Source organism: Leifsonia sp. 2TAF2, assembly GCF_052115085.1.
In the GTDB taxonomy this organism is placed as follows: Bacteria; Actinomycetota; Actinomycetes; order Actinomycetales; family Microbacteriaceae; genus Leifsonia.
Genome location: NZ_JBFRFY010000002.1, coordinates 559,409 through 585,006, shown reverse-complemented (window position 1 = coordinate 585,006; position 25,598 = coordinate 559,409). Strand labels below are relative to the sequence as shown.

The following is a 25,598-nucleotide window of genomic DNA, read 5'->3' as shown; positions in this document are numbered from 1 at the left end:
TGTTGCGTCAAGCAGACGGGCTAGAGGGTCGCTTCGATGGTGCGGTCGTAGACAGTCGTGCCGCCGACACGCACCCGACCATCGTCGAGCAGCTCCGTCTGGAGCTGGGACCCCTCGCCCTGCAGGATGCTGAGCGAGCGGCCCAGCCGGGCCGTCAGCGCGATCGCCGCGGCGCCGGTCGCCTCGTCCTCGATGATGCCCATCTCGGGGGCGAACATGCGGGAGCGCAGCGTGCCGGCCGCTTCGTCGATCCAGGCGTACGCGTAGTGCTGACCGGACGGGAAGGCGAAGGGGTCGAGTGCGTCGACGTCGTCCGGCGACTGGAGGAGCAGCCACTCGAACTCGGGCGCCCACTCCGGGCGGGCGGTGATCCAGGCGGTGTCGTCGTCGACCGTCACCTCGACATCCCCGGCGCGCTCGATGAGCACGTCGACCGGCGTGCGGCGATCCGAGAGCCACCACGCGGTGCCGACGCTGGGATGTCCGGCGAACGGCAGCTCTTTCGCGGGCGTGAAGATGCGGAGCGCCGCGTCGCGCGCGCTCTCATCCACCCCGTCGAGGAACACCGTCTCGCTGAACCCGAGGGCCGAGGCGATCTCCTGCTCCCGTGAGGCTGTCGCCTCGGAACTGCGCACGATGCCCAGCTCGTTGCCGTTGCGCCCGCTCTCGTCGGTGAACACCCGTACTACGACTACCTCGATGGTCTCGTCCATGCCCCCAGACTGCCAGAACCCACCCATACCGCGCGTTAACTATGCGGGTGCATAATCTCGGCATGACGACCGACGATCGCCAGAAGGCTGCAGAAGAGGACCTCGCCGTGGAACACGCTGCCGAACGGCTCGCCGACCGCTACCCCGGGGTGCCGCGCGAACGCATCGACGAGCTGGTCGAGAAGTACCACGAGGAGTTCGACGGGGCGCCCGTGCGCGACTTCGTCCCCGTGCTGATCGAGCACGACGTCAAGCGCGAGTTGAACGCGGAGAAGCGCGCCGACTGAATCAGATCGGCGCGCTCCCCGCTGCTCCGGTCAGGCCGGGATCAGCGTGTACTTGGTGCTCAGGTACTCGTGGATGCCCTCCAGGCCGCCCTCGCGGCCGAGGCCCGACTGCTTGACGCCGCCGAAGGGTGCGGCCGCGTTGGACACGAGACCTGTGTTGAGCCCCATCATCCCGGTGTCGATGCGGTCGATCATCCGCTGACCGCGGGCGAGGTCCGCCGTGAAGACGTAGCCGACCAGTCCGTACTCGGTGGAGTTGGCGGCAGCGATCGCCTCGTCCTCGGTCGAGAAGGTGCTGATGGCGAGGATCGGCCCGAAGATCTCCTCGCGGAGGAGGTCGCTGCCGGGCTGCACATCCACGATCACGGTCGGCTCGAAGAAGAACCCGTCGCCCTCGGGTGCGTTTCCGCCGGTGAGCACGCGTGCGCCGCGGGCCACCGCATCCTGAACCAGTGCCGACATGGATGCGACCGCGCGATCGTCGATCAGCGGGCCGATGGTCACGCCGTCGTCGGTGCCGCGACCGATCCGCAGCGCCTCGACCTTCTCGGTGACGCGCCGCGCGAACTCCTCGGCGACGGACTCGTGCACGAGGAACCGGTTGGCTGCGGTGCACGCCTGCCCGATGTTTCGGAACTTGGCGAGCATCGCTCCGTTGACCGCTGCATCCAGGTCGGCGTCCTCGAACACCACGAAGGGGGCGTTGCCGCCGAGCTCCATGGAGGTGCGGAGCACGTTCTGGCCTGCCTGCGCGAGCAGCGAGCGGCCCACCGGTGTGGAGCCGGTGAATGACAGTTTGCGCAGCCGGGGGTCGGCGATGATCGGCTCGGACACGGTCCGCGCGGTGCTCGTCGGCACCACGTTGACGACGCCTGCAGGAACGCCCGCGTCGGCGAGCAGCTGCGCGAAGAACAGAGTGGTCAGCGGCGTCAGCTCGGCCGGCTTGACCACGACGGTGCAGCCCGCGGCGAGCGCCGGGGCGATCTTGCGGGTCGCCATCGCGAGCGGGAAGTTCCACGGCGTGATCAGGTAGCACGGCCCGACCGGGCGCTGCGAGACGACCATGGTTCCGGTCCCCTCCGGGTTCTGCCCGAAGCGGCCCGAGATGCGCACGGCCTCCTCCGAGAACCAGCGCAGGAACTCGCCACCGTAGGTGACCTCGCCGTTGGCCTCGGCGAGGGGCTTGCCCATCTCCAGGGTCATCAGCAGGGCGAAATCGTCTCGGCGCTCCTGCAGCAGGTCGAACGCGCGGCGGAGGATCTCGGCACGGACGCGCGGCGGGGTGGCGGCCCACTCGTCGGCGGCGGCAACAGCAGCGTCGAGCGCGCGCATCCCGTCCTCCGGCGTCGCGTTCGCGATGCGCTTGATCACGCGGCCGGTGGCCGGATCCTGCACCTCGATCGGGTCGCGGCTCCCGGCCTCCCACTGTCCCGCGATGAAGAGTCCGTCGGGGACGCGGGAGAGCAGGTCGGCCTCGCGTGCGGCCGTGGTCGTGTCTGCGGTGGTGTCGACGATGGTCATGCGCCCGCCACCGCCTCCGCGACGACGTCGAGACCCTCGATGAGGAGGTGGTCCGGAATGCTCAGCGGCGGGAGGAAGCGGATGACGTTCCCGTAGGTGCCGCAGGTGAGCAGGATGACGCCGGCGGCGTGGGCGGCCGCAGCGACCTTCGAAGTGAGGGCCGCATCCGGCTCTCCCGTGGCGGGGTCCACGAGCTCGATTGCGACCATCGCGCCGCGTCCGCGCACCTCGGCGACGCGCGGGTCGGCGTCGCGCAGGGCACCGAGCTTCTCGAACAGGATGTCGCCGATCTGCCGGGCACGAGCGGACAGGTCCTCCTGCTCGTAGGTCTCGATCGTCGCGAGGGCGGCGACGCAGGCGAGCGGGTTGCCGCCGTAGGTGCCGCCGAGGCCGCCGACCTGCGGGGCGTCCATGATCTCCGCGCGGCCGGTGACAGCGGACAGCGGCAGGCCGCCGGCGATGCCCTTGGCGGTGACGATCAGGTCGGGGGTGATCCCGAACTGCTCGGAGGCGAACATGGTCCCGGTGCGGGCGAAGCCGGTCTGCACCTCGTCCGCGATGAAGACGACGCCGTTGGCGTTCGCCCACTGCTGCAGGGCCGGCAGGAAGCCGTCGGCGGGGACGATGAAGCCGCCCTCGCCCTGGATCGGCTCGATGATGAGCGCGGCCAGGTTGGCGGCGCCGATCTGCTTCTCGATCATCGAGATGGCACGCGCGGCAGCCTCGGCGCCCGAGAGGCCGCCGTCGCGCAGCGGGTAGCTGAGCGGTGCGCGGTAGATCTCGGGAGCGAACGGGCCGAACCCGTTCTTGTACGGCTGGTTCTTGGCGGTGAGGCCCATCGTGAGGTTCGTGCGGCCGTGATAGGCGTGGTCGAACGCGACGACGGCCTGCTTGCCGGTGTAGTGGCGCGCGATCTTGACCGCGTTCTCGACCGCCTCGGCGCCGGAGTTGAACAGGGCGCTGCGCTTGGCGAAGTCGCCGGGCGTGAGGCGGTTGAGCGCCTCCGCCACGTCGACGTAGGAGTCGTACGGCGCGATGGTGAAGCAGGTGTGCGTGAAGGCGGCGACCTGGGCGGTGACGGCCTCTACGACGCGGGGGGCGGAGTTGCCGACGCCGGTCACCGCGATGCCCGAGCCGAGGTCGATGAGGGAGTTACCGTCCACATCCACGAGCACGCCGCCGCCCGCGGCGACCGCGTACACCGGGATGGTGGTGCCGACGCCGGCCGCGACGGCCTGCGCCTTGCGCTCGGCGCGCTTGCGCGACTCCGGGCCGGGGATCGGGGTGACGAGCCGGCGCTCCTGCGGGAGCGAGGGTCCGCCGACGGGGGCGTCGATGGCGGTGTCGAGGATGGTCATGGTTCGAATGTAGGAACCCGACGCGTGATCAGGGCTGGACACGACGTACAATCACTCCGCCGGGGATCGACACCCTGGCGGATGGAGCCCCATGCCCGCGACTCTCACCCAGCTCCTGGCGCGAGCCGAGTTGGGCCTGCGCCTGCTGACACCGCCCACCGTCGGCGACCTGGACGCCCCGCTGGCCTGGGCGCACAGCTCCGACCTGCCGGACCCGACGCCGTTCCTCGCGGCCGGTCAGGTCCTGCTGCTGACCCAGCCGCCGGAGGACGTCGAGCCCTACGTCCGGCGGCTGGCGGACCATGGCATCGCCGCGCTGGGGTTCGGAACGGAGGTCGTCCGCGACGGGACGCCGGCAACGCTCGTCGAGGCGTGCTCGCGCCTCGGGCTGCCGCTCTTCGAGGTGCCGTACCGCACACCGTTCATCGCCGTGGCGCGCTTCGTCGCCGATCGCGTCGCCGCCGACGCATACGCCCGGAGCACCTGGGCGTTGCGGGCGTCGCGTGCGATCTCCCTCGCGGCGCTCCGACCGGATGCGCTGGGCGCTGTGCTCTCCGAGCTCTCGCGCCAGATCGAGCGGCCGGTAGCTCTCGTGGGCAGCGACGGCGCCGTCGGGCGCAGCTACCCCTCGGGTGCGCTCGATGCCCGCGCCCGCCGGGCTCTCGCGGAGGCGGCCGACCCGCTGCTGCGGAGCGGACGGCGGGCAGCGGGCACCGTCGGCACTGATGCCGGTCCGTTCGCCCTGCAGACGCTCGGTGCCGCCGGGCGCCTGCGCGGTGTCCTCGCCGTCGGATCGGAGGGACTGGATGCGCCCGCCCAGCAGGTCGTGACCGGCGTGGTCGCGCTCGCGGGCCTCGCGCTCGAGCAGTCGCGGGCGGCGGATGCGGCACGCGCGCGGCTGCGGACCGCCGTCTGGCGGGCGCTGCTGGCCGGCGACACGGCGGTCGCCGCGTCCATCGCCGAGCCGGTGCTGGGCGTGCTGCCCGCATCCCCGCTCCGGGTCGCGGTGCTGACCGGACCGGCCGTCGCCGCCGCGCTCGACTGGCTGGAGGCGAACTCCGACGGGTTCTTCGCCCGTGACGGTTCGGATCTCGTCGTGGTCGGCGACGACGCGGCCGCCACGGCACTCGCGAAGCGCTTCGAACTGCGCGGGGGAATCTCCTCCGACACCACACTGGATGCGCTCGGCGCGGCTCTCGAGCAGGCGCACGCGGCGCGCAGCCGGGCCTCGGCCGACGAGCCGGTCCCCTCGTTCGACGACGTCGCGTCGGCGGGCATGCTGGCGCTGCTGCACACACCGGACGCCCGCGCGGTCGCGGCGACCGCGCTGCAGCCGCTGGTCTCCTCCGATCCGTCGCTGCCGGGCGTGCTCCGCACCTGGCTCGACGCCGACGGCGTCTACGACGTGGCCGCCCGGCAGCTCGGCATCCACCGCCACACCCTGCGCGCCCGGGTGGCGGAGGCGGAACGCCTGCTGGGCCGCGACCTCGGCTCCTTCGCCGCCCGCGCCGACCTCTACGCCGCCCTCCGAGCCACCGCCTAGTTCCCTCCCGCATCCCGCTGTCCTGTTTTCAGGAGATCCGGCACTGCAGTGGTCGCTATGCCCTGTTTTGAGGACATAGCTGCACCATGAAGCCGCCATCTCCTGAAAACAGGACCGGGACTCGACGGTGGGCGCAGGGGTTGGAGACAATGGGCGGATGAACACACCCATCTCCGGAACCCACTTCGGCCTCACCGCGGGCGACTACCACGCGACCATCGCGTCCGTCGGTGCGACGCTTCGCACGCTGCAGTTCGACGGTCGCGACCTCGTCGTGCCGTTCGGCGCAGACGAGGTGCGCCCCGCTTTCCGGGGCGCAACACTCGCGCCGTGGCCGAACAGGGTCGTCGATGGGCGGTACGCGTTCGACGGTTTCGAGCAGCAGCTCGCGCTCACCGAGCCCACCCGGGGGCACGCCCTCCACGGCCTGGCCGCGTGGCTCGACTTCGCCGCCGTCGACCGCGCTGCGGACAGCGTGACGTTCGCGGCCACCATCGAGGCGCAGCAGGGCTACCCGCACCGCGTAGAGGTGAGCGTCGCCTTCACCCTCGACGAGGAGGGACTGCACACGACGGTCACCGGCACGAACACCGGCCCGACCCGCGCGCCGTGGGGCACCGGGCCGCATCCCTATCTGGTGGCGGGCGACGGACACGTCGATGACTGGACGCTGACCCTCCCCGCCGATGAGGTCCTCACGGTCACCGAAGACCGGCTCGTCCCCATCGGGCTGGTCGATGTCGCGACGGAGCGGGACGGCGTCTGGGACTTCCGCACCGCGCGGGTGATCGGCGACACCTTCATCGACCACGCGTTCACCGGGCTGCAGCGCACCGCAGACGGCGCCGCCACCGTCCGGGTGACCGCCCCCTCCGGGACCGGAGTGGAGCTGGTGTGGGGCGAGGACTGCCCGTGGGTGCAGATCCACACCGCCGACCAGCCGGTGCCCGAACTGAACCGTCTCGGCCTTGCCGTCGAGCCGATGACCTGCCCGCCGGACGCCTTCAACTCCGGCACGGACCTCGTCGTGCTGGAGCCCGGCGAATCGGCGTCGGCCTCCTGGACCATCCGCGCGGTGGCGGCAATCTAGCGCCCGATCTAGGCGGACAGCCAGGCGAAGCCGTACCCGCCGAGGGTCCGGCCGTCCCACCGCTCGGCGAGCACGTCCTGGACGTCCTCGTCGAGCTGCACCTCGACATCGTCCGCCGCCCGGTTGTGCGGGGTGAATCGAAACGAAGCTGCAGGCCAACGGCGGGTCGAACACGCCCGCGGGGTGGGTAGGCGAGACCTTCCGGCGCACGTGGCAGGGCTCGGCGAGGCATCGCTCCACGGGAGGCACCGTGGGCGCGCCACGGCGTCACCCCTCGCGCCTCTGGGCGGTGAGCTTAGCGACGGCACATTAGGGCTGTAGCGATTGTGTACGACTGGCGTCACGATGTGAGTCTCCGTTACGTCCTCATGGGTAGACGGGTTAGTGAACCCGTGGTCGTGCGCCTTCGCTAGGTCACGGAATGACATCGAATGAAGGAGTGCTGTGACGCTTGCCCGGGCTTTTGGTGTCCTCGTGCTGAGCGCCGCGCTCCTCGCGGGTTCGACGGGTTGCGCGATGAGAGGAATTGGCGGGATGAGTCAGACGACGGAGAAGACGAATCTGGAGTTGCAGAGGGAATCGGCACTGAAGTTTCGCAGCGAATGGTCGCAGGTCGAGATGATGCGATTCACACAGGAAGGTAGTAGGCCGGGGTTCGGCGCCCCCTGGAGCGTCAATGCTGTGGCCACCGTTGCTGGCGTGGAGTACCAGGTGATCATCGGACCGACCTCACATGGAGGATTCCCGACCGGGGATGTCCCGCCAGATGCTCCTGTGTTGCCCACACCTGAGCCGATGACGGTGATTTATAGCAATGGGACGTCGGAGGTGCTGCCATGACAACCGACGAGCAATACATGGATATTTCCACTGAGGTCTATGCAGTAGATCCGCTGAAGAGGAATCCTCCGTACACAGTCGGCAGTCGGTTCTCTGTCGGCAGCCGACCAAATAGACAACTGTACGAAGTAGTCGATGTCGAGACCAATCCGTTGAATGGTTTTCAGGCGGCGGCGGTTGCGCCGGTGGTGAACGATCGTGCTGATACGTCGCGGATCACGGTGGCGTTTGCGGGGACGAATCCGAATCATCGGGCGGATGTGCTTGCGGATGTGCAGTCGGTGGTGGGTGGTTTGCAGGGGCCGGGGACGCAGGTGGAGGACGCCAGGCTGTTCGCGGACCGGGTGAGCAAGAAGTATCAGGGCGCGTCGATGACGCTGACGGGGCATTCGCTGGGCGGGTTTCTGGCGTTGCTGGTCGGGGCGGAGAAGCACTGGTCGGCGACGACGTTCAACGGCCCTGATCCGTGGGAGTGGTTGTCGCCGGAGGCGAAGGCGTGGCTGCAGGCGGAGATCGCGGCCGGGCGTAACCCGTTGCGCAATTTCGTCAACGAGTGGGATGTGGTCGGGAACATCTACGCCAACCAGACCGGGGCTGCGATCTATGTGAAGGACCGCCCGGGCCGGGCTGCGTTCGACTATCACAACATCGAGAACCGTGAGGCCTTCAAGGTCAACCAGGACGGTTCGATCGCGGGCGCCGGGGCGAAAGCGCACAGTCTGAAAGAGATCGTGACGAACGTCCTGGACACGTGCGCGCCCGGCATGGCAGAGGCGCTCGGCCCTGCGCTCCTGGGACTGGTGGCAAGTCTGCGGAACCCCGGCTTCATGAAGAAGGTGGGCACGAATCTTGCCGGCCTGATCGTCGCTGTGAACACGGTGTCCGCGGTGAGTCTGGCGGCGAGCATCGCCGGCACGGCTCTCTCCCTGACCGAGATCAAGCTCGCGAACGGTCGGCTCATCCCCCGGATGGAGGAGGGGCTGCTCGCCGCACAGAACGCCGCCGCCATGCTGCCCTATATCACCAGCGCCGACATTGACGCCTGCGTGGACATGAACCGCCTGCGTGTGCACCACAACATCGACACAGAGGCGGTGCATGAGATCGACCGGCTGGTCGACGAGCAGATCGCCCGGGTCCACGAGATCGCTGACGGCATCAACCGCTCGGTCGTTCAGGCGGCAACCCAGGACGCCCAGTGGGCGCTCGCCTTCGGCACCCGGTAGACAGGAGAGAGCAGTAATGACGAGCCACGGCCACGACGACCCGGAATCGTTTCTGGAGAACCTGATGGACGAACTCAACCAGGAGGTTCAGAGCGGTGTGAAAGGCGCACAGGACTGGATCGAGGGTCAGATTCACGGTGTAGCGGTGGGGCTGTTGCACAGCATGCTGCCTCCGCTGGTCCACGGGAACAACGCGGCGGTTAAGACCAGCGAATCGACCACTGTGGTCGCGGCGTCAGGCGTGGTCGATATCACCCTCGGGTCGGCGGATTTCGGCAATGGGGTGCTCGCCGGCGCCGTCGCCGACAAGGTGAAGCAGGGCATCGACGGTCTCCGCCACAACAACGACTACACCCGCGGGGTGAACAGCATCGCATGGTGAATCACACATCCCTGGGAGACCTCGAGGATGCCCAGGATCAGGAGAGCCGGCACGCGAGGCAGCGGATCGAACTGGCCGAGGAGTACATCGCGTACTACCGCTCTCGGATCCATCAAGTGCAGGAGAGCTTCTACTCACTCAGCGCACACAATGGAGTCGCCGAAGATCCTCATTTCCGGGAAGAACTCCAGCGCGTCACCGCTCGGGTCGATGAGAATGTCGGCAGGGTCGGACGCAAGGTCGCGGAATTGGAAGAGGACCGCGAAGCGATGACGAGGCGGCACTCCGAGGAGCGCGAAAAGTACATCGCAGAACAGCGAAAGGACCAGTGAACACGGGGCTTCCTCCGCGCTCAAGCACCTGACCGCTCAGTCCGAGAGCCAGGCGAAGCCGTACCCGCCGAGGGTCCGGCCGTCCCACCGCTCGGCGAGGACGTCCTGGACGTCCTCGTCGAGCTGCACCTCGACGTCGTCCGCCGACAGGTTGTGCAGGGTGATCAGCCCGTCGCGCCGAAGGGCGAGCACGGAGGGCTGCCCCACGTCGAGCACCGTCCATCCCCCGGCGTCGGCGTGCTTGTCCCGTCGCACGTCGGAGATGCGACGCACGAGCGACAACAGCGAGTCCGGGTCCGCGGCCTGCGCCCGGACGTTCACCGTACCGGAGCCGAACGGCCCGCTTGCCTGCGCCGGCAGGGTGAGCGGCGAGGCCTCGGCCGAGGTGAAGCCGCCCCAGCGGGAGTCGTCCCACTGCATCGTGGTGCGCGCCGCACCGCGCCCCTCGATCGTGAGGTCGTCGCCGACCCCCAGCTCCTGCCCGGCCAGCAGCAGGGGCACGCCGGGGAGGGCGTACAGCAGGCTCACCGTCATCCGGAGTCGCTGCTGCGGCTGCATCATCGGCGCCCAGCCGCGACGGATGCCGCGCCCGTAGATCAGCATGGCCTCCTCCGGCGCGAAGTGGTCGAAGGCCTCCGCCCGTTCCGCGTCGGAGAGCTGCTGCAGGTCGATCTCGTCGGCGTTGTGCAGGAAGTTGAGCCGGGCGACCGGCGGGATGCTGTCATCCAGCCGGCTCAGCGCATCCACCACCGGCCGGGCCTCGCCCCGCGTGAGCGCCAGGACCACCGCATTGTTGAGCGTGAAGTCGATGACCGCCTCGAACCGGCCGTTCTCGACCAGCGCCGCCATCAGCTCCGGCGACTCGTCGGCCTCAGCGATCAGCGCGACGTCGTGCCGCACCTCCCGCAGCCGCGCGCGCAGGTGGTCGAAGAAGGAGCCGTCCTCCACATCGGTGTCCGGCCGGCCCTTGCCCTGCACGATCAGCAAGGCCGCGTCGATCCGGAAGCCGTCGACGCCCACCTCCAGCCAGAAGCTGAGCACCTTCACGATGGCCTCGAAGACGTCAGGGTCGGTGGCATTGAGGTCCGGCTGGAACGCATAGAACTGGTGGTGGAAGTAGCGGCCCGCGCGCTCGTCGAACCGCCAGACCTCGTCGTCCTCGCCAGGGAACATGGGATGGTCGCCCGGCTCGATCGAGTCGTCCTCGCTCCAGACGAAGAACCGGCCGGCCTCGCCGTCGGGGTCCTCCCGCGCGGCGAGGAACCACTCGTGCCGGTCGGACGTGTGGTGCAGGACGGCGTCGATGAGGACGCGCATCCCCCGCTCATGGGCAGCGGCGAGGAAGGCCCGCACATCGTCGAGGTCGCCGAACCGCGGGTCGACGGCCAGGTGGTCGTCGACGTCGTAGCCGTTGTCGCGCCGGGCGCTCGCGTAGAACGGCAGCAGCCAGATCCACGTCACCCCGAGCGACGCGAGGTAGTCGAGGTGCTGCATCGCCCCGGCGAAGTCGCCGAACCCGTCGCCGTCGCCGTCCGCGAACCGCGAGAGGTCGAGTCCGTAGACGAGTTCGCCGGGGTCGCCCGCCCAGCCGTTCTCCCATCCACGGGCAGGATCGTGCCGGACGTCAGGAGTTGTGTTCATGTCCCACTAATACGCCCCCGAGTCGACGCGCGGCTCAGGATGGCGGCGGCGCGGTGCTCTCGCGGATGACGACCGTGGGGCGCTCCGAGGAGAACTTCCGCACCCGGCCGCCGGCCATCACGCCTTCGAGCAGGTCGTAGGCGCGCGAGCCGAGGCCCACGAAATCCTGGTCGACGGTGGTCAGCGGCGGCGTCCACATGCGCGCGAGGGGATGGTCGTCGAAGCCGACGACGCTGACGTCGTCCGGCACCCGCTTGCCGCTCTCCACCAGTCCCCGGATGACGCCCATCGCGATCTCGTCATTGCCGCAGAACACCGCGGTCACCGCCGGATCCTCGGCGAGCGCTCGCCCGATCTCGCGGCCGGACTCCGGCTCCCACGTGGCGTCGATCGGCGTGGGGACGGGCGCCCCGTGCGCGACGAGCGCCCGCTTCCAGCCGGTCGTGCGGCCGTCCTCCTTGCGCGACGGCGGCACTCGGACGTGCTGGACGGTGGCATGGCCGAGCTCCAGCAGGTAACCGACGACCTCCTCGGCCGCGTCCGCCTCCGCGAGCACCGCCTGTGGGACGCCCGATTCGCGCACGCCCGAGATCGAGACGGTGGGGATCGACTTCGGGAGCCGGTGCAGGGCTGCGACGCCGGGCGGGTCGAACTTGAGCACGACGAGCCCGGCGATGGGCTGCTCGAGCACGAGCGACACGGCGGTGTCGATCGTCTCGTCGTCGGCCGACTCCACCACCGTGATCGTCACCGTGTAGCCGGCGGCACGCGCCCGCTCCTCGATGCCGCGGATGGTCTCGGCGTAGCCGTACCGGGAGGTGTTGCCCGCGATGACGGCGATCAGCTTCGGCTGCCGGGCGACCAGGGCACGCGCGGCCGCGGACGGCCGGAAATCGAGCTCCTGGATGGCCTGCATCACCCGCGACCGCTTCTCGTCGGAGACGTAGGCGGCACCGTTCAGGACGCGCGACACGGTCGGCACCGAGACCCCGGCCCGGCGCGCGACATCGCTGATCACGGGCGGTTTCGGCGCGTTGTTCGGCATCGCCCTCAGCATAGCCAGGTGCTCCGCAGGATCTTTCGACCGCTCCGCTGCATCATTTGACTGCCCCGCTGGTGATGCCGGAGATGATGCGGCGCTGCATCACCGTGAAGGTGATGAGCAGCGGCAGGCTCATCAGGATGATGTAGGCGAAGATCAGGTGCCAGTTCTGCAGGTACAGCCCCGCGCTCGCCACCTGGTACAGGTTGAGGGGGAGCGTGTCGAGGCGGCCGCCGATCACGAAGAGCGCGTAGAAGACGTCGTTCCAGATATACAGGCAGATCAGGATGGTCGCCGTCGCGAGCGTCGGAGTGAGCAGCGGCAGGATGACGCGGAAGAAGACCTTGACCGGGCCTGCGCCATCCACTCGTGCGGCCTCCTCCAGCTCGACCGGAATCGTCCGGACGAAGCCGGTCACGAAGAAGATCACGGTGGACATGTACATGCCCATGTAGACCCCGATCATGCCGACCGCGGTTCCGGCGAGGCCCAGCTGCCGCAGCAACAGGACGATCGTCACCACCGCGGGCGGCAGCACGATGCCGCTGATCCCCAGCGCGTACACGAAGGCGATGCCGCGACCGCGGCGCCGCCCCAGGATCCACGAGGCCATGGCGCCGAGGAGCAGCACCCCGAAGACCGACGGCACCATGATCAGGAGGCTGCCGAAGAACGCGGGAACCATCCGCCCCTGGTCGAGGACCGTGGCGAAGTTCTGCAGGAGGCGCCAACTGGTCGGCAGGGCGAGGCTCGGGTTGAGGGCTTCCGCCTGGTCCTTCCCGGCCGTCACGACGACGAGCCAGAACGGGACGCCGAGGAGGAGCACCACGAGCACGATCGCGAGGATCGGCTGGAGGATGCGCGACGGCTTCAATGCCCGCCGGCGACGACTAGTGGAGGCGAGCGCGCTCACAGCACGTTCTCCCTTCTGCGCAGCAAGTAGATGACGGGGAACGCGAGGATCGCCACCATCAGGAAGAGGGCCAGGCTCATCGTTGTCGCCTGGGCGAACAGTCCCTGCCCGAAGGTGCGGAAGATGAAGATGTTGAGGAGCTCCGTGGTACCGCCCGGCCCGCCGCCGGTGGTCGCCTGAACGATGTCGAACCCGTTCATCGACCCGAGCAGCGCCGTCGCCACGTTGAAGGTCACCGCGGGCGCGAGCAGCGGGAAGCGGATGGTGCGGAAGGTCGTCCACCAGCCCGCGCCGTCGAGGCGGGCCGCCTCGAGGATGTCCTCGTTGATGGTCTTGAGCCCTGCGAGGAAGATCAGCATCGAGAGCCCCATCCACTTCCACGCGTGGATGAGCGCGACGACCACGATGGTCCAGGTGGTGCTGCCCAGCCACGCGACGGTGACGTGCTGGCCGGTGAAGAAGCCGAGGATCTGGTTGAGCGCACCCTCCGGCTTCAGCATCGCCTGGAAGATGTAGCCGACCGCGAGTGCCGACATCACGACCGGCACGAAGAAGGCGACCCGCGCGAACCGGTTGATCGCGGTGTCGCGCTCCAGCACGAGCGCGAGAACAAGGCCGAAGAGGTTCTGGAACACGGCGACCAGCACCGCGTAGACGAGCGTGATGCGCAGATCGTTCAGGAGGCTGCCGTTGCTGAACAGCGACGCGAAGTTGTCGAAGCCGACGAAGCCGATGTCGCTGTGGAAGCTGGACCAGTTCGTGAACGCGTAGACGAAGTTGAAGATCGTCGGCACGAAGAAGAAGACGACCAGCACCAGCAGGGCGGGCACGAGGAACCAGGCGGGGTGGTCCTGGCGCCGACGCGGACGCGGGGTTCGCTGGCGGGCCGGCGGCGGCGCCGTGGTGGGCGCCGGCGGGGCGAGTTGTGCGGTCACGGTGTCTGCCTTCCTTCGTGATCGGCGGGTGCAAGAGGGCCGGGAACCGCCGGGGCGACGTCAGCGCCGCCCCGGCGTCCGGAGGTTAGAAGCCCTTCACTCCCTGGGCCTTGGCGAGCTGGGCGAACTGCGCCTGCGTCGCCTCCGCGACCTGGGCAGGGGTCTTGGTGCCCTGGATCATGTCGGCGAGGTTCAGGTACAGGTCCGGGTTCGCCACGGCGAGCGCCTGCATCGACCCGACCGAGCTGTCGAGCGAAGCGGCCACGTCGGTCAGGGCGGTCGGAACGGTGCTCGGGGTGTCGACGCCCTTGATGAGGGAGACGGTGGACTGCGCCTTCACGAAGTCCGCATACCCGTCGCCGAGCCAGTAGCTGAGGAACTGGCGTGCCGCAGCCTCCCGCTTGCTGTCACCGGTCTTGAACGCGACGAGAGCGTTCGACTGGTCGGGGATGTAGGTGCCGACGTTGCCCTTCGGCGAGATCGGGAAGAAGCCGATCTTCTTGTTCAGCTCCGCCGTGTTCGAGGTCGCCTGCAGCTCGCCGAAGAACGAGTTGACCTGCATCGCCATGGCGGCTTTGCCGCCCAGCAGCGCGGTCCCCTGGTCGACGAAGGTCGCCGTCTTGATGTCGGAGTTGAAGAGTCCCTGCTGGATCAGCTTCTGGTAGTTGTCGATGGCGCCCTGGATGGTCGGGTCGGTGAACTTCTCCTTGTTCTGGTTCACCTTGTCCCACAGACCGTCCTTGGCCGCGTCCGCCAGCTGGGCCTGCACCCACCACTGGGTGGCCCACTTGTCGCCGCCCATCTCGTAGAACGGGTCGACGCCCTTGGCCTTCAGCTGCTCGGCCAGGGCGATGAACTCGTCCCAGTTCTTCGGGGTCGTGGTGATGCCGTTCGCCGCGAAGACGTCCTTGTTGTAGTAGACGCCGATGACGGCCGGGGTGGTGACGAGCGCCGCGTAGCGGGTGCCGTCGAGCTTGCCGGTCATGTCGGCCAGGTTGCCCGTGTAGTTCTTCACCCAGGGAGCGCCTTCCAGCGACTGCAGGTTCTGGGTGGCGTTGAGGGCGGTGAGCTCGGAGGCGGTGGGCTGCCAGAAGGCGAGATCCGGCTTGTCACCGGTCGCCACCTTCGTCTGCACACCCTGCTCGTACGGGTCGGGGATGGTGACGACTTTGACCTTGGCACCGGTCGCCTTCTCGAAACCGGAGATGACGCTCTCCGGGGTCTTGTTCGAGTTCTGCGCGGCCCAGATGGTGAGGCTGACGCCGTCGAGTTTCGTGTCCTGTGCCGGCCACGACGCGCTGCCCGCGCCGCCGCCTCCGGAGCCGGGGTCGCTGCACCCCGACAGAACGAGCGCCGCGGCGGCCGCGATGGCCGCAATCGAGGCGGCTCCCTTCCAAGCGATCTTCATTGAACTGCTCTCCTTGTGTGACGTAGCGACGGTAGCGCTACTGGCTCGGTGTTGCGGAATGCGTTGCGGACGCGACGTTCGTCGCGGCCTCGAGGCGGAGAACGCGCGCGCCGACCTCGCCGAGGGGGCTGGCGACGTGGAGCTCTCCTGTACCCGCGTCCCAGTGGAACTGCCACTCGGGAAGGGATCGCGGGAAGACGGTGGTGACGGACACCTCGCGCCCGGCGAGGGCCGGAAGCGAGAGTGCGGTCTCCGGGGCCGATGGGTCCCGGTTCCAGACGGTGACGAGCGCGCCGCGGTCGACGGCGAGCCCGAGCGAGGTCCACGCGGCATCCCAGGTTGGGATGCCGAGGGGCCAGAACGGCGTGGATGCGGCAAGCTCGCCACGCAGCTCCTTGGCGACCGCCACGGCGTCGGACACCAGCGCGAGGCGCGCGTCGTCCATACGGGCGAGGTGACCGGACACGTAGTAGCGGCCGAGCATCCCTGTCGCGAGGCAGAAGGCGACTTCCTCCGGGGTCATCTCGGGCTGGGGATACGCCCAGCTGGCCGCCTGCTCGGGCAGCATGGCCGCCGGGGCGCTCGCGGCGATCGGCGGGTACTTGAGGAAGTCCTGCTGGTCGGAGGTCGACTGCATCTGCAGGCGCGACAGCATGGCGAAGTCGGAACGCATCGCGCCGGACGCGCAGTTCTCGAGCACGAGCCCGGGGTGCCGGTCGAGGACGCCGTCGAGCCAGTCGAGGTGGGCGCGGTTGTGCGCGAGGAGTCCGGCGCCGACGCTGTCCGCGTCGCGGTCCGTGCCGGGGCCCGGGTTGATGTTGTAGTCGAGTTTGAAGAAGCCGATGCCGAACTCCTCGATCAGCCGGTCGACCACCCCATCGAGGTGCTCGCGGGCCGCCGGGTGGCGGAGGTCGAGGTGGTAGCGGTGGTGCTCGACCACGCGCTCTCCCTTGCGCTGGAGGAACGCCTCGTCCGGCAGGCGCTGCGCCATCGGGCTGTTCACGCCGATGACCTCGGGCTCCAGCCAGAGCCCCGGCACCATCCCCGCGTCCCGGATGTGGTCGATCACCTCGGAGAGGCCGCCCGGGAAACGCGTGGTGCTCGGCGCCCACTCCCCGACCGTGTCCCACCATTCGCCGCTGTCGTCGTACCAGCCGGCGTCGATGCAGAACACCTCAGCGCCGGCCCGGGCCGCCACGTCGATCAGGGGCAGCAGCTTCTCGGTGGTGGGATCGCCGTTGAGCGTGTTCATGTAGTCGTTGAAAACGACCGGCATCGCAGTGTTGTCGGGATGCGCGCGGCGGCGGGCCCGGCGGTATGCGGTGAGCTGCCCGACCGCGGAGGTGACGTCGCGCGCCAGGGCCAGCGCAGCCGGGACGGTGGTGAACGAGTCGCCCGGTCGGAGTTCCTCGCTCCACTGGTGGTCCGTGTCGGTGGGGCCGGAGAGGGAGAGGTAGCCGCTCGCAGTGTCCTCGCCGAGTTCCCAGCGCCACGCTCCGTTGTGCTCGATCTGCCAGGCCCAGGCGGCGCCGAGCCGCGTCGAGCGGATCGCGGCGACCGGGAGGTGCTTGCCGGTGGACCAGGTCCCGGAGGAGATCACGCTGAACTCGCCACGGGGGTTGTGGTTCGTGAGGTGCTGCTCGAGGCGCGGGAAGCGGACGCCGTTCAGCGGCTCGCGCACCCACCGCCCCTCGCCCAGCCAGTCGCTCAGCGCGTGGTACACCTCCCATTCGCGGATGCTGCTCCGGCCGTTGCCGCCGAGGTAGAGGGCGAGCGAGGGGATGGAGCGCAGCACGACCGGCTCGGAACCGCCGTTGACGACGGTGGCGGTCGAGCGCAGGACGGAGAGCCCGTCGGTGAGCTCCAGCCGGAGCTCGATCGCGAGTCCGCTGGCGGCGTGCGCCAGCCGGAACCGCAGCTCGTCTCCGTGGTCGGTCCGTCCCTCGTCATGGCCGGCATAACGGAGGTCGTGGCCGATGGCCGTGTGGACGAGACGATCGCTGGCGAGGGAGTGCCCGTGGCTGACCGCGAGCACGTCGACGAGCGGGAGCCCCGGCGGCATCTCCAGCCGGAGACCGTCGGTTTCGATCGCGGCCACGCGCGGTGCGGAGTCGGGCGACCATTCGACCTCGACGGTCAGCGTCGCACTCCCCCAGCTCAGGCGCTCGGTCATCGGTCTCCTCGTCGTCGCGGATGGTCACGGCCGGTCGCCGCGTCGGTTCATGATAGCGCTATCAGAACGTTTTGCAACTCGATCCTGATAGCGCTATCAGATCAATGATCATATGACTTCGACCAGCTCTTGTGCCGAATGGCGAAATCGCTATCATGATAGCGGTTTCAGAAAATGCGCTCCACGGTGGAGACCCGACGCGAGCCCGGAACCGTCCAACCGATCCGTACGAAGGAGTACCGCGTGAACGGAACACCACGCAGGCACCGCCTGCGAAGCATCCTCCCGCCCTCGATCGCGCTCGCCGCGGGGCTCGCCCTCGCGTCGGGCGGCCTCTCCGCCCTCCCCGCCGCGGCCGCGGGAGTCGACCACCTCGGAGTCGACCTGTCGCAGACGACCGGCGCGTTCCGGGGCGGCGCCACCGGCACGCTCTACGGTCTCGGCGACGACGGGGTGCCCAGCCAGTCCGTCCTCGACGGCGCCCACATCACCAACACGTCGCAGAAGCCGCCGTTCGGCGCCCAGCACCCGAACGGCGACGCGCTCCAGGTCGAGTCGTCATTCTTCGCGGGCGGCGGGCAGGATCTGTACGTCTATGCGCAGGACATGTACCCCGACTGGCCGTACAACGCGGGCAAGCGTCCCGGCGACGCGAACGGCGACGGCGTGTGGGACTACCTTCCTGTGCTGAAGAAGGTCGTCGAGGATGTGGCGACCACATCCAAGCATCCGGAGAAGTACGTCTTCATCCCGTTCAATGAGCCGGACGGCGGCAACTGGTACCCGAACTGGTCCACGCAGAAGGACCAGTTCCTCGCCGACTGGTCGGCGGCCTACGACGTGATCCAGGCCGTGTATGCCGAGCACGGGCTGGGCCACGCGCGCGTGGGCGGCCCGGGCGACTCCGTCTGGCACGCCGACCGCAGCACCGACTTCCTGACCTACGCCAAGGCGCACTCCGAACTGCCCGACATCTTCATCTGGCACGAGCTGGGCACCAACAACCTGGCGACCTTCCGCGGGCACCACGACGAGTACACCGCGCTGCTCCAGCGGCTCGGCATCGCGCCCATCCCCGTCAACATCACCGAGTTCGGGATGCTGCGCGACATGGGCGTTCCCGGCCAGCTGGTGCAGTGGATCTCGATGTTCGAGAGCGAGAAGGTCGACGCTCAGACCGCCTACTGGAACTACGCGGGCAACCTCTCCGACAACTCCTCGCGCAACAACGGCGCGAACGGCGGCTGGTGGATGTTCAACTGGTACGGCGACCTCGCCGGCTCCCAGACCGCGCAGGTCACTCCCCCGCAGCTGAACAAGCCCGACACCCTGCAGGGTCTCGCCGCGCTCGACAGTGACGCCCGGACGGCGACCGTGCTCTTCGGCGGAGGCACCTCCGATGTGAGCGTCGACGTGAAGGGCCTGGACGCCTCCACCTTCGGCACCACCGTGGATGTCCGCGTGCGTGCCGATCGCCTGAACGGCGCCGAGGGCGCCTCGCTGCAGCCCCCGGTCATCCTCTCGACGACGGCGAAGGTCGACCACGGCACCATCTCGGTCACCGTTCCGAACAGCGACCGCTACTCGGCGTACCAGCTGCAGATCACCCCGCAGTCGACCGACCCGCAGCCGGTCGCCGCCGACCTGGTCAACAGCACAGAGGCCGAGAACGCGACGCTCTCGAACGCCACCGTCTACACCCAGGATCCGTCGCGCGAGTGGTCCTTCATGGCCTCCGGCGGCAAGGACGTCGGCTCGTTCAACCGCGCGGGGTCCTCGGCCACCTGGAATGTTACCGTTCCGACGACCGGCGACTACCGGCTCCAGGTGTTGAGCGGGACGAACGCGACGCCGGGCAAGCACGCCCTCTTCGTCGACGGCACGCTGAATCAGCTCGTGAAGTACTCGGCCGACCTCAACTGGGGCTACCGGGGCACGGCCGACGCGACCATCCACCTGTCCGCCGGAACGCACGCTCTCTCCCTTCGGGCCAGCGCGGACGGCACGGCGGTCCTGCCCGGCGCGGACATCACGCTCGACCGGTTCGACCTGTACGACGTCACCTCGGGTGAGCGTGCGACCTACCCGGCCGTCGACGCACGGCTGGCCGGTGGAGCGGCGCTGTCGTGGAAGCAGCCCGCAGCACGCGGCTACGCGTCGGTGAGCGGAGGCGGCAGCGCCACCTTCTTCGCCGCCACCGCGGAGACCGGGTACTACGACGTGACCACGCAGTTCGCGGCGACAGGGAAGGGCGGAACGCCCGTCCTCGTCGTCAACGGCCGCAGTGTCGCGCTTCCCGCATCCACGGGTCCGGGCGTCTTCGACGCCACCGTCCGGCTGTTCCTGCCGCAGGGCGTCAACGAGCTGTCCGTCCGCGCGGCGGCCGGCACTGTGCTCGTCGGGGACGTGTCGACGGTGCGCGGGGCGGAGCAGAAGGCGGCCGACGCGGATGCGTCGCTCGTCTTCCGCAGCGAGGCGGAGGCCCTGCCGCTGGCAGGGGCGGCAAAGGTGCAGACCGACCCGGCAAACTCGAACGGCTCGGCGGATGCGCAGGGCGTCGTGCGCGACGTCGGCTACCTCGGCAACGGTGCGGCCAACACCCTCACGGTGCCGCGGCCCAGCGGGTTCGCGGCGGGCGAGTATCAGCTGGTTCTTGGAGCGGCGAACGCCGATAAGTCGGCGGCGATCAACTACAACCCGCAGGTGATCAGCCGCTTCCTCGACGTGACCGAGGCCGGTGGCGCGACGACCCGCGCGGCCTTCCGCCACAACTACTCGTGGAACAGCTACTGGGACAAGACCGTCCCGCTGACGCTGACGACGGGTGGAGGCGCGCTCACGCTCGGCAACGCCACGGCGTACGGCCCGAACCTCGACACCGTCACGCTTGCGAAGTTCGTGGGCGGGTCGGCGTCGATCACCCGGCTCCAGACGGGGCTCGGAAACAAGTAGTCCCGCGCGAGGGCGCCGGAGGTTCGCCTCCGGCGCCCTCGTCGTGTCACGGGTCAGCGGTGCGTGCGCTGCGAGAAGTCGATCAGCCGCTGCTGCGACTCGGCGTACGAGGTCGCTGCCGGCACCTCCCGGCCGTCGCGGACCGCGGTCGCCACCCCGACCGCGGCGTCGATCGCGACGCGGTACGGCAGGGAGCCCGTGCTGACGCGCCGCACGCCCAGCTCCCCCAACTCGGTCAGGCTGAGCCCCGGCACGACGAGCACGTTCAGGGGGAGCGGGATGGATGCGGCCAGCTGCTCCAGCGTCGCGGGATCGGCTGCGCCGGGGACGAAGACCCCGTCGGCACCGGCGTCGGCGTACGCCTTCGCCCGGTCGCGGACCGCGTTCACCGTGGCCTCCTCATGGAACCAGTACGAGTCCACGCGCGCGTTGACGAAGACCTCGGGCGCCACCTTCTTGATGGCGGCGATCTTCGCAGCCGGGATGGCCGGGTCGACCAGGTGCCCGCCCGCGGAGTCCTCGAGATTCACACCCGCGACACCGAGACCGGCGACGAGGTCGGCGACCTCACTCGCATCGTCGCTGAAACCGTCCTCGATGTCAGCGGAGATGTACACCGGGAGTGCGGTGATCAACGCGACCAGGGCCAGCGTGGCCTCGCGGCTCGCCCCGTCGGAGTCGGGCCGGCCCGTCGAGGCGTTCACCCCGAAGCTGGTCGTTCCGACCGCCTCGAACCCGGCCTCGGCGAAGGCGATCGCGGAACCCACATCCCACGCGTTGGGCAGCAGGAGCGGCTGGTCGGCGGCGTGCAGCTCGCGGAACGACATCGTGCTCCCTTCCTGACCGGAGGATAGCGCTGCCCGACGGCGGCGGCACCCGTCATCCGGGGTTCAGCGCGGATCGACGCGAACGGTCGCCGCCCGCGTCTTCGCCGTCACCATCGGCGGGAAGTACGGGCTGTCGCCGTACTTCGCCTCGTAGGCGGCGTCCACGCGGTCGTTGACAGCGCCATCCTCGACCGGGGTGAAGACGACATCCTTCTGGATGCCGCCCGCGGTCACCCGGCCGGCGCCCTGCGCTCGCGCCGCCCGGTACCAGCGCGAGGCGGTGCCGTTGTAGGCGCGGACCCAGACGGTGTCGTCCACGACGACCGACCAGATCCAGGTCGGAGTGCCGAGCGTCGTCCCGTCCTCGCGAAACGGTGAGATGTGGAAGTCGTCGGAGGAGGCGATGGCGCGCAGCTCCTCGGGAGTCCAGCCGGTCATGCCTCCGAGATCCTCTCCGTCTGCTGGGCAACGGGATGCTCCGCCGCCCAGGACGCGAGCAGGCGCAGCTTCTGCGCCGAATCGGAGCCGGGCTCCGCGGTGTAGACGAGGACCACGTGCCCGGGTTCGGCGGTGACCGCCAGCTCCTCGAAGGCGAGAGTGACGTCGCCGACGATCGGGTGGTGGAAGCGCTTCGTGCCCGCGCCGTGGGTGCGCACGTTGTGCGCGCCCCAGAGCCGCCGGAAGGTGTCGCTGCGGGTGGACAGCTCCCCGACGAGTTCCTGCAGAGCCGGATTGTGCGGGTCGCGGCCCGCCTCGGCGCGCATGACGGCGACGCACATGTCGGCGAACAGGTCCCAGTCGGGATAGAAGTCGCGGGACGCCGGATCGAGGAACTGGAAGCGGGCGAAGTTCGGCGTGCGTCCGCCGTCTCCGATCATGGGCGCGTAGAACGCCCGCCCGAGCGCATTGAAGGCGATCACATCCGACTGGACGTTGCGGACGACGGCGATACCCTCGGTGACGGCCTCGAGCATCCACTGCAGGCTCGGCCGGGAGACGGGGTTGCGCGTGCTGCGTCGACGGGACCGCCCGGAGGTGGGGATGCCGTCGGCCGCGCGGGCGAGGTCGAGCAGGTGCGCGCGTTCGGCGTCGTCGAGCTGGAGCGCCTGCGACACGGCGTCGAGGACGGCGGCGGAGGCGCCCGAGATCGAGCCGCGCTCCAGCTTCGCGTAGTACTCGACGCTCACCCCGGCGAGCATGGCGACTTCGGAGCGGCGCAGGCCGCTGACGCGCCGACCGTCGCCGGCGGGGAGCCCCGCCATCTCGGGGCGGAGCCGCGCGCGCCTGCTCATCAGGAACTCGCGTACCTCTGCTCGGTTGTCCATGGCATCGAGAGTACGTCCGTGCGGCCGGTGGAGGGGTTCCCTCTCAGTACACGTCACACCAGTGCACGTCACACCAGTGACTCCCCCGCCCGCCGCCGAGCGGGTGTCATGGATGCGTACCCAAACGGAAGGACCTCGCACATGCGTGGAGTAGTCATGTACGCACCCCGGGACGTCCGCGTCGAAGAGCGTGACGACCCGACCATCCAGGAGCCCACGGACGCGATCATCCGCGTCCAAGCCGCCTGCATCTGCGGCTCAGACCTGTGGCCGTACCGGGGAACGGACCCGGTGGACCGGCCGACCCCCATGGGACACGAGTACGTGGGCGTCGTCGAGCAGGTCGGCGACGCCGTCTCGACCCTCTCCGTCGGCGATTTCGTCGTCGGCTCCTTCTTCGCCTCCGACAACACCTGCGAGATCTGCCAGGCCGGCTACCAGTCGCGCTGCGTCCACGCCGTCCCGATGGGCGCCATCGGCACGCAGGCGGAGAAGCTGCGCGTCCCGCTCGCCGACGGCACGCTCGTCGTCGTCCCTGGCGAACCCGACGAGAAGCAGGTTCGCGGTCTGCTCGCCGCCTCCGACGTGCTCGGCACGGGATGGTTCGCCGCCGTCGCCGCTGAAGCCGGGCCGGGGAAGACGGTCGCCGTGGTCGGCGACGGCGCGGTCGGGCTGCTCGGCGTGCTCGCCGCGAAGCAACTCGGCGCCGAGCGCATCATCGCCATGGGCCGCCACACCGACCGGCAGGCGCTCGCACGCCGCTTCGGCGCCACCGACATCGTCGAGGAGCGCGGCGACGCAGGCGTTCAGAAGATCAAGGAGCTCACCGACGGCCTCGGCGCCCACTCCGTCATCGAGGCCGTCGGCACGCAGGAGTCGATGATGCAGGCCATCCGCGCCTCCCGCCCCGGCGGACACGTCGGCTACGTCGGCGTCTCGCACGACGTCGAGCTGCCCGGCCTCGAGCTGTTCTTCTCCGGCGTGCACCTGCACGGCGGACCCGCGCCCGTGCGCCGGTTCCTCCCGGAGCTGATCGGGCTCATCATGGACGGCGAGATCGACCCCGGGCTCGTCTTCGACCTCACTCTTCCGCTGGAGGACGCGGCCGAAGGCTACCGGGCGATGGATGAGCGCCGCGCCACGAAGGTCCTGCTCACCCTGTGATCGGTCTGCCGTCTATCCACAGACGCGATTTCTGACAGAAAGGACGCGCGATGAACATCGAGCCCCGCATCCCCACCATCCTGAATCCGCCGGAGCAGTTCGCCGGCGAGGTCTGGGTGGACCCGATCGCCGGCCCGCACGAGGACGACCAGCGCATGACGGTCGCACTCGTGCGGTTCGCTCCCGGCGCCCGCACAGCGTGGCACAGCCACGCGCGCGGCCAGTACCTGCGGGTGACGGCCGGGGTCGCCCGTTTCGGCGACCGCGACGGCACCATCATCGAGGTGCATCCGGGCGAGACCCTGTATACGCCGCCCGGCCAGGACCACTGGCATGCCGCGGCGCCCGGCTGCTTCATGGAGCACATCGCGATGCTGGAGTCCGCGGACGACCCCGCGGAGACCACCACCTGGAAAGAGCACATCACCGACGACGAGTACGAAGGGCGCAGCGCATGAGCGACGAGACGACAGGATGGACGGGCGGGCAGCGCGCCTTCGGCGACTTCGCGCCGGGGCTCGTGCACTACACCGACCGGGTGCTCTTCGACGAGGTGTGGGAACGGCCCGAGCTGTCCAAGCGCGACCGGAGTCTCGTGACGGTGGCCGCGCTGCTGACCGGCGGGAACGTCGAGCAGCTGCGCTTCCACCTGGCGTTCGCGCGCGACAACGGCGCGACGGAGGCGGAACTGGTCGAGGCGATCACGCACCTCGCGTTCTACGCGGGCTGGCCGAAGGCCATGTCGGCGATGGCGGTCGCCAAGGAGGTCTTCGCGCCCGGCGGGGACTAGGGGGCCGGCGGGGCCCGTTTTCAGGACGCGTCGCCTGCGCGGCGTGCATCACGTGGGTGCAGGCCTGTTTTCAGGATAATCGGCTCCTCAGGTTCAGCTATGCCCTGTACTCAGGACATAGCTGCACGTCGCATCCCGGATCTCCTGAAAACAGGAGCGGCCGGTCCTGAAAACAGGAGCCGGAACCACGCGCTAGTCCTCCGCGACCCGGACTATCGTCTTGCCTCCGCCGCGCGGGCCGCTTCCGCTGAACGCCGCAGGCGCCTCGCTGAGCGGCACCTCCGCGCCGACGAACGTTCGGAGCTCTCCGCGGCGCACGCGCCCCACCAGCTCGACGAGCTCCGCCCGGCTCGGCTCCACCACGAAGAACACGGACCGCACGCCCACGCGCGAACCTTCGGGCGGCGCCGCGATCGAGATCAGCGTTCCACCCTCACGGACCAGCGCCGCGGCCTGCGCCCCCAGCTCTCCGCCGAGGACGTCGAAGACCACATCCACTTCGCCCACCTGCGCAAGGTCCGACACTTCGGCGAACGCATGTGCGCCCGCTTCTTCGGCGCGCGAACGATGCCCCGCCCGTCCGACGCCGATCACCCGAGCCCCCGCGGCCCGCGCCAACTGCACCACGACCGAGCCGACGCCGCCGGCCGCGCCGGTGACGAGGACGGTCTGCCCAGACTGCACCCCGCCGTGCAGGAAGAGTCCCTGCCAGGCGGTCAGTCCTGAGATCGGGAGGCTGGCTCCCGTCACGAAGTCGATGTCGGCGGGGAGCGGGGCGAGGTTCCGCGCCTCCACCGCGACGTACTCCGCGAGGGTGCCGTCGCGCGTCCAGTCGGCCAGCCCGAACACGCGCTGGCCGACCGTCAGGCCGGTCGTGCCGTACCCGAGCTCCGTCACCACTCCGGCGAGCTCGTGCCCGGGAACGGTGGGGGTGCGGTCGCGGCCGGCCCGGTCGGTCCAGGTGGCCGGCCACGACAGCTCCCCCGGCGTGAAACCGGCGGCGTGCACCCGCACGATGACGTCGTTCTCCGAGGCGTGGGGATGCGGACGCTCGTCGAGCCGCATCCCCGCGGCGCCCGCCGCAGCGTCGGACACAGTGATCGCTTTCATGGGACCTCCTCCGTCAGCCTCAGGCT

24 protein-coding genes are annotated in these 25,598 nt (G+C 69.5%); 11 read left to right on the top strand and 13 right to left on the bottom strand.

The window, feature by feature from the left end:
• Positions 1–20: 20 nt before the first annotated feature.
• Positions 21–713 (bottom strand): PhzF family phenazine biosynthesis protein, encoded by a 693-nt coding sequence (locus AB4Z18_RS15005; protein ID WP_441783538.1) that lies wholly within the window; start codon positions 711–713, stop codon positions 21–23.
• A 62-nt stretch (positions 714–775) separates the two neighbouring features.
• On the opposite strand from AB4Z18_RS15005, the gene AB4Z18_RS15000 reads away from it, so the two are divergent.
• Positions 776–1,000 carry a three-helix bundle dimerization domain-containing protein gene (locus AB4Z18_RS15000; RefSeq protein ID WP_441783537.1) on the top strand — a complete coding sequence of 75 codons (225 nt, stop codon included), beginning with the start codon at positions 776–778 and terminating at the stop codon, positions 998–1,000.
• 30 nt (positions 1,001–1,030) lie between these two features.
• Here AB4Z18_RS15000 and AB4Z18_RS14995 read toward each other — a convergent pair whose 3' ends face one another.
• Together AB4Z18_RS14995 and gabT are read right to left on the bottom strand one after the other, a co-directional pair.
• Positions 1,031–2,521, bottom strand: a complete 1,491-nt coding sequence (locus tag AB4Z18_RS14995; protein WP_441783536.1) for an NAD-dependent succinate-semialdehyde dehydrogenase — start codon at positions 2,519–2,521, stop codon at positions 1,031–1,033.
• The gene (gene gabT, locus AB4Z18_RS14990) at positions 2,518–3,879 is read right to left on the bottom strand and encodes a 4-aminobutyrate--2-oxoglutarate transaminase (protein ID WP_441783535.1); all 1,362 of its coding nucleotides are present in this window, start codon (positions 3,877–3,879) and stop codon (positions 2,518–2,520) included. Before gabT ends, AB4Z18_RS14995 begins: the two co-directional genes overlap by 4 nt.
• 91 nt (positions 3,880–3,970) lie before the next feature.
• Between gabT and AB4Z18_RS14985 the strand changes: the two genes are divergently transcribed.
• The 6 genes from AB4Z18_RS14985 to AB4Z18_RS14960 all read left to right on the top strand — a co-directional run bounded on the left by AB4Z18_RS14985 (position 3,971) and on the right by AB4Z18_RS14960 (position 9,292).
• The gene (locus AB4Z18_RS14985; RefSeq protein ID WP_441783534.1) at positions 3,971–5,422 is read left to right on the top strand and encodes a PucR family transcriptional regulator; all 1,452 of its coding nucleotides are present in this window, start codon (positions 3,971–3,973) and stop codon (positions 5,420–5,422) included.
• A gap of 157 nt (positions 5,423–5,579) precedes the next feature.
• Complete coding sequence (locus tag AB4Z18_RS14980; RefSeq protein ID WP_441783533.1) at positions 5,580–6,512, top strand: aldose 1-epimerase family protein; 933 nt, start codon at positions 5,580–5,582, stop codon at positions 6,510–6,512.
• Between the two features lie 444 nt (positions 6,513–6,956).
• Positions 6,957–7,352: a hypothetical protein gene (locus AB4Z18_RS14975; RefSeq protein ID WP_441783532.1), complete on the top strand. Its 396-nt coding sequence runs from the start codon at positions 6,957–6,959 to the stop codon at positions 7,350–7,352.
• On the top strand, positions 7,349–8,578 hold the full coding sequence (locus AB4Z18_RS14970) for a hypothetical protein (RefSeq protein WP_441783531.1): 1,230 nt from the start codon (positions 7,349–7,351) through the stop codon (positions 8,576–8,578). The genes AB4Z18_RS14975 and AB4Z18_RS14970 overlap by 4 nt, the downstream gene beginning before the upstream one ends.
• A gap of 16 nt (positions 8,579–8,594) precedes the next feature.
• A complete protein-coding gene (locus AB4Z18_RS14965) occupies positions 8,595–8,960 on the top strand; it encodes a hypothetical protein (RefSeq protein WP_441783530.1) in 366 nt (121 codons plus the stop codon).
• A complete protein-coding gene (locus AB4Z18_RS14960) occupies positions 8,957–9,292 on the top strand; it encodes a hypothetical protein (RefSeq protein ID WP_441783529.1) in 336 nt (111 codons plus the stop codon). The genes AB4Z18_RS14965 and AB4Z18_RS14960 overlap by 4 nt, the downstream gene beginning before the upstream one ends.
• A 36-nt stretch (positions 9,293–9,328) precedes the next feature.
• Here the strand turns inward: AB4Z18_RS14960 and AB4Z18_RS14955 are convergent, their stop codons facing one another.
• The 6 genes from AB4Z18_RS14955 to AB4Z18_RS14930 all read right to left on the bottom strand — a co-directional run bounded on the left by AB4Z18_RS14955 (position 9,329) and on the right by AB4Z18_RS14930 (position 17,404).
• Positions 9,329–10,933: an alpha-amylase family glycosyl hydrolase gene (locus AB4Z18_RS14955; protein WP_441783528.1), complete on the bottom strand. Its 1,605-nt coding sequence runs from the start codon at positions 10,931–10,933 to the stop codon at positions 9,329–9,331.
• Positions 10,934–10,967: 34 nt separating this feature from the next.
• Positions 10,968–11,978, bottom strand: coding sequence for a LacI family DNA-binding transcriptional regulator (locus tag AB4Z18_RS14950; RefSeq protein ID WP_441783527.1), 1,011 nt, complete (start codon positions 11,976–11,978; stop codon positions 10,968–10,970).
• A gap of 52 nt (positions 11,979–12,030) precedes the next feature.
• Positions 12,031–12,888 carry a carbohydrate ABC transporter permease gene (locus tag AB4Z18_RS14945; RefSeq protein WP_441783526.1) on the bottom strand — a complete coding sequence of 286 codons (858 nt, stop codon included), beginning with the start codon at positions 12,886–12,888 and terminating at the stop codon, positions 12,031–12,033.
• The gene (locus AB4Z18_RS14940; protein ID WP_441783525.1) at positions 12,885–13,823 is read right to left on the bottom strand and encodes a carbohydrate ABC transporter permease; all 939 of its coding nucleotides are present in this window, start codon (positions 13,821–13,823) and stop codon (positions 12,885–12,887) included. The genes AB4Z18_RS14945 and AB4Z18_RS14940 overlap by 4 nt, the downstream gene beginning before the upstream one ends.
• 85 nt (positions 13,824–13,908) lie before the next feature.
• The gene (locus tag AB4Z18_RS14935) at positions 13,909–15,231 is read right to left on the bottom strand and encodes an ABC transporter substrate-binding protein (RefSeq protein ID WP_441783524.1); all 1,323 of its coding nucleotides are present in this window, start codon (positions 15,229–15,231) and stop codon (positions 13,909–13,911) included.
• Between the two features lie 37 nt (positions 15,232–15,268).
• Positions 15,269–17,404, bottom strand: coding sequence for a glycoside hydrolase family 36 protein (locus AB4Z18_RS14930; protein WP_441783523.1), 2,136 nt, complete (start codon positions 17,402–17,404; stop codon positions 15,269–15,271).
• Between the two features lie 243 nt (positions 17,405–17,647).
• Here AB4Z18_RS14930 and AB4Z18_RS14925 point away from each other — a divergent pair, with 243 nt between their 5' ends.
• Positions 17,648–20,356, top strand: a complete 2,709-nt coding sequence (locus AB4Z18_RS14925) for a CBM35 domain-containing protein (protein WP_441783522.1) — start codon at positions 17,648–17,650, stop codon at positions 20,354–20,356.
• Positions 20,357–20,409: 53 nt separating this feature from the next.
• Here the strand turns inward: AB4Z18_RS14925 and AB4Z18_RS14920 are convergent, their stop codons facing one another.
• The 3 genes from AB4Z18_RS14920 to AB4Z18_RS14910 form a co-directional block, all read right to left on the bottom strand.
• Entirely contained in the window at positions 20,410–21,183 is a 774-nt protein-coding gene (locus tag AB4Z18_RS14920) for an isocitrate lyase/PEP mutase family protein (protein ID WP_441783521.1), read from the bottom strand.
• A gap of 63 nt (positions 21,184–21,246) precedes the next feature.
• Positions 21,247–21,621 carry a DUF2255 family protein gene (locus tag AB4Z18_RS14915; protein WP_441783520.1) on the bottom strand — a complete coding sequence of 125 codons (375 nt, stop codon included), beginning with the start codon at positions 21,619–21,621 and terminating at the stop codon, positions 21,247–21,249.
• Positions 21,618–22,508: a helix-turn-helix transcriptional regulator gene (locus tag AB4Z18_RS14910; RefSeq protein WP_441783519.1), complete on the bottom strand. Its 891-nt coding sequence runs from the start codon at positions 22,506–22,508 to the stop codon at positions 21,618–21,620. Before AB4Z18_RS14910 ends, AB4Z18_RS14915 begins: the two co-directional genes overlap by 4 nt.
• 141 nt (positions 22,509–22,649) lie before the next feature.
• Here AB4Z18_RS14910 and AB4Z18_RS14905 point away from each other — a divergent pair, with 141 nt between their 5' ends.
• The 3 genes from AB4Z18_RS14905 to AB4Z18_RS14895 are packed head-to-tail and all read left to right on the top strand — an operon-like array spanning position 22,650 to position 24,462.
• Positions 22,650–23,672 (top strand): zinc-dependent alcohol dehydrogenase family protein, encoded by a 1,023-nt coding sequence (locus AB4Z18_RS14905; RefSeq protein WP_441783518.1) that lies wholly within the window; start codon positions 22,650–22,652, stop codon positions 23,670–23,672.
• Between the two features lie 50 nt (positions 23,673–23,722).
• Positions 23,723–24,130, top strand: coding sequence for a (R)-mandelonitrile lyase (locus AB4Z18_RS14900; RefSeq protein ID WP_441783517.1), 408 nt, complete (start codon positions 23,723–23,725; stop codon positions 24,128–24,130).
• On the top strand, positions 24,127–24,462 hold the full coding sequence (locus tag AB4Z18_RS14895) for a carboxymuconolactone decarboxylase family protein (RefSeq protein ID WP_441783516.1): 336 nt from the start codon (positions 24,127–24,129) through the stop codon (positions 24,460–24,462). Before AB4Z18_RS14900 ends, AB4Z18_RS14895 begins: the two co-directional genes overlap by 4 nt.
• A 192-nt stretch (positions 24,463–24,654) precedes the next feature.
• Here the strand turns inward: AB4Z18_RS14895 and AB4Z18_RS14890 are convergent, their stop codons facing one another.
• The gene (locus AB4Z18_RS14890) at positions 24,655–25,572 is read right to left on the bottom strand and encodes an NADP-dependent oxidoreductase (RefSeq protein ID WP_441783515.1); all 918 of its coding nucleotides are present in this window, start codon (positions 25,570–25,572) and stop codon (positions 24,655–24,657) included.
• Positions 25,573–25,598: the final 26 nt, after the last annotated feature.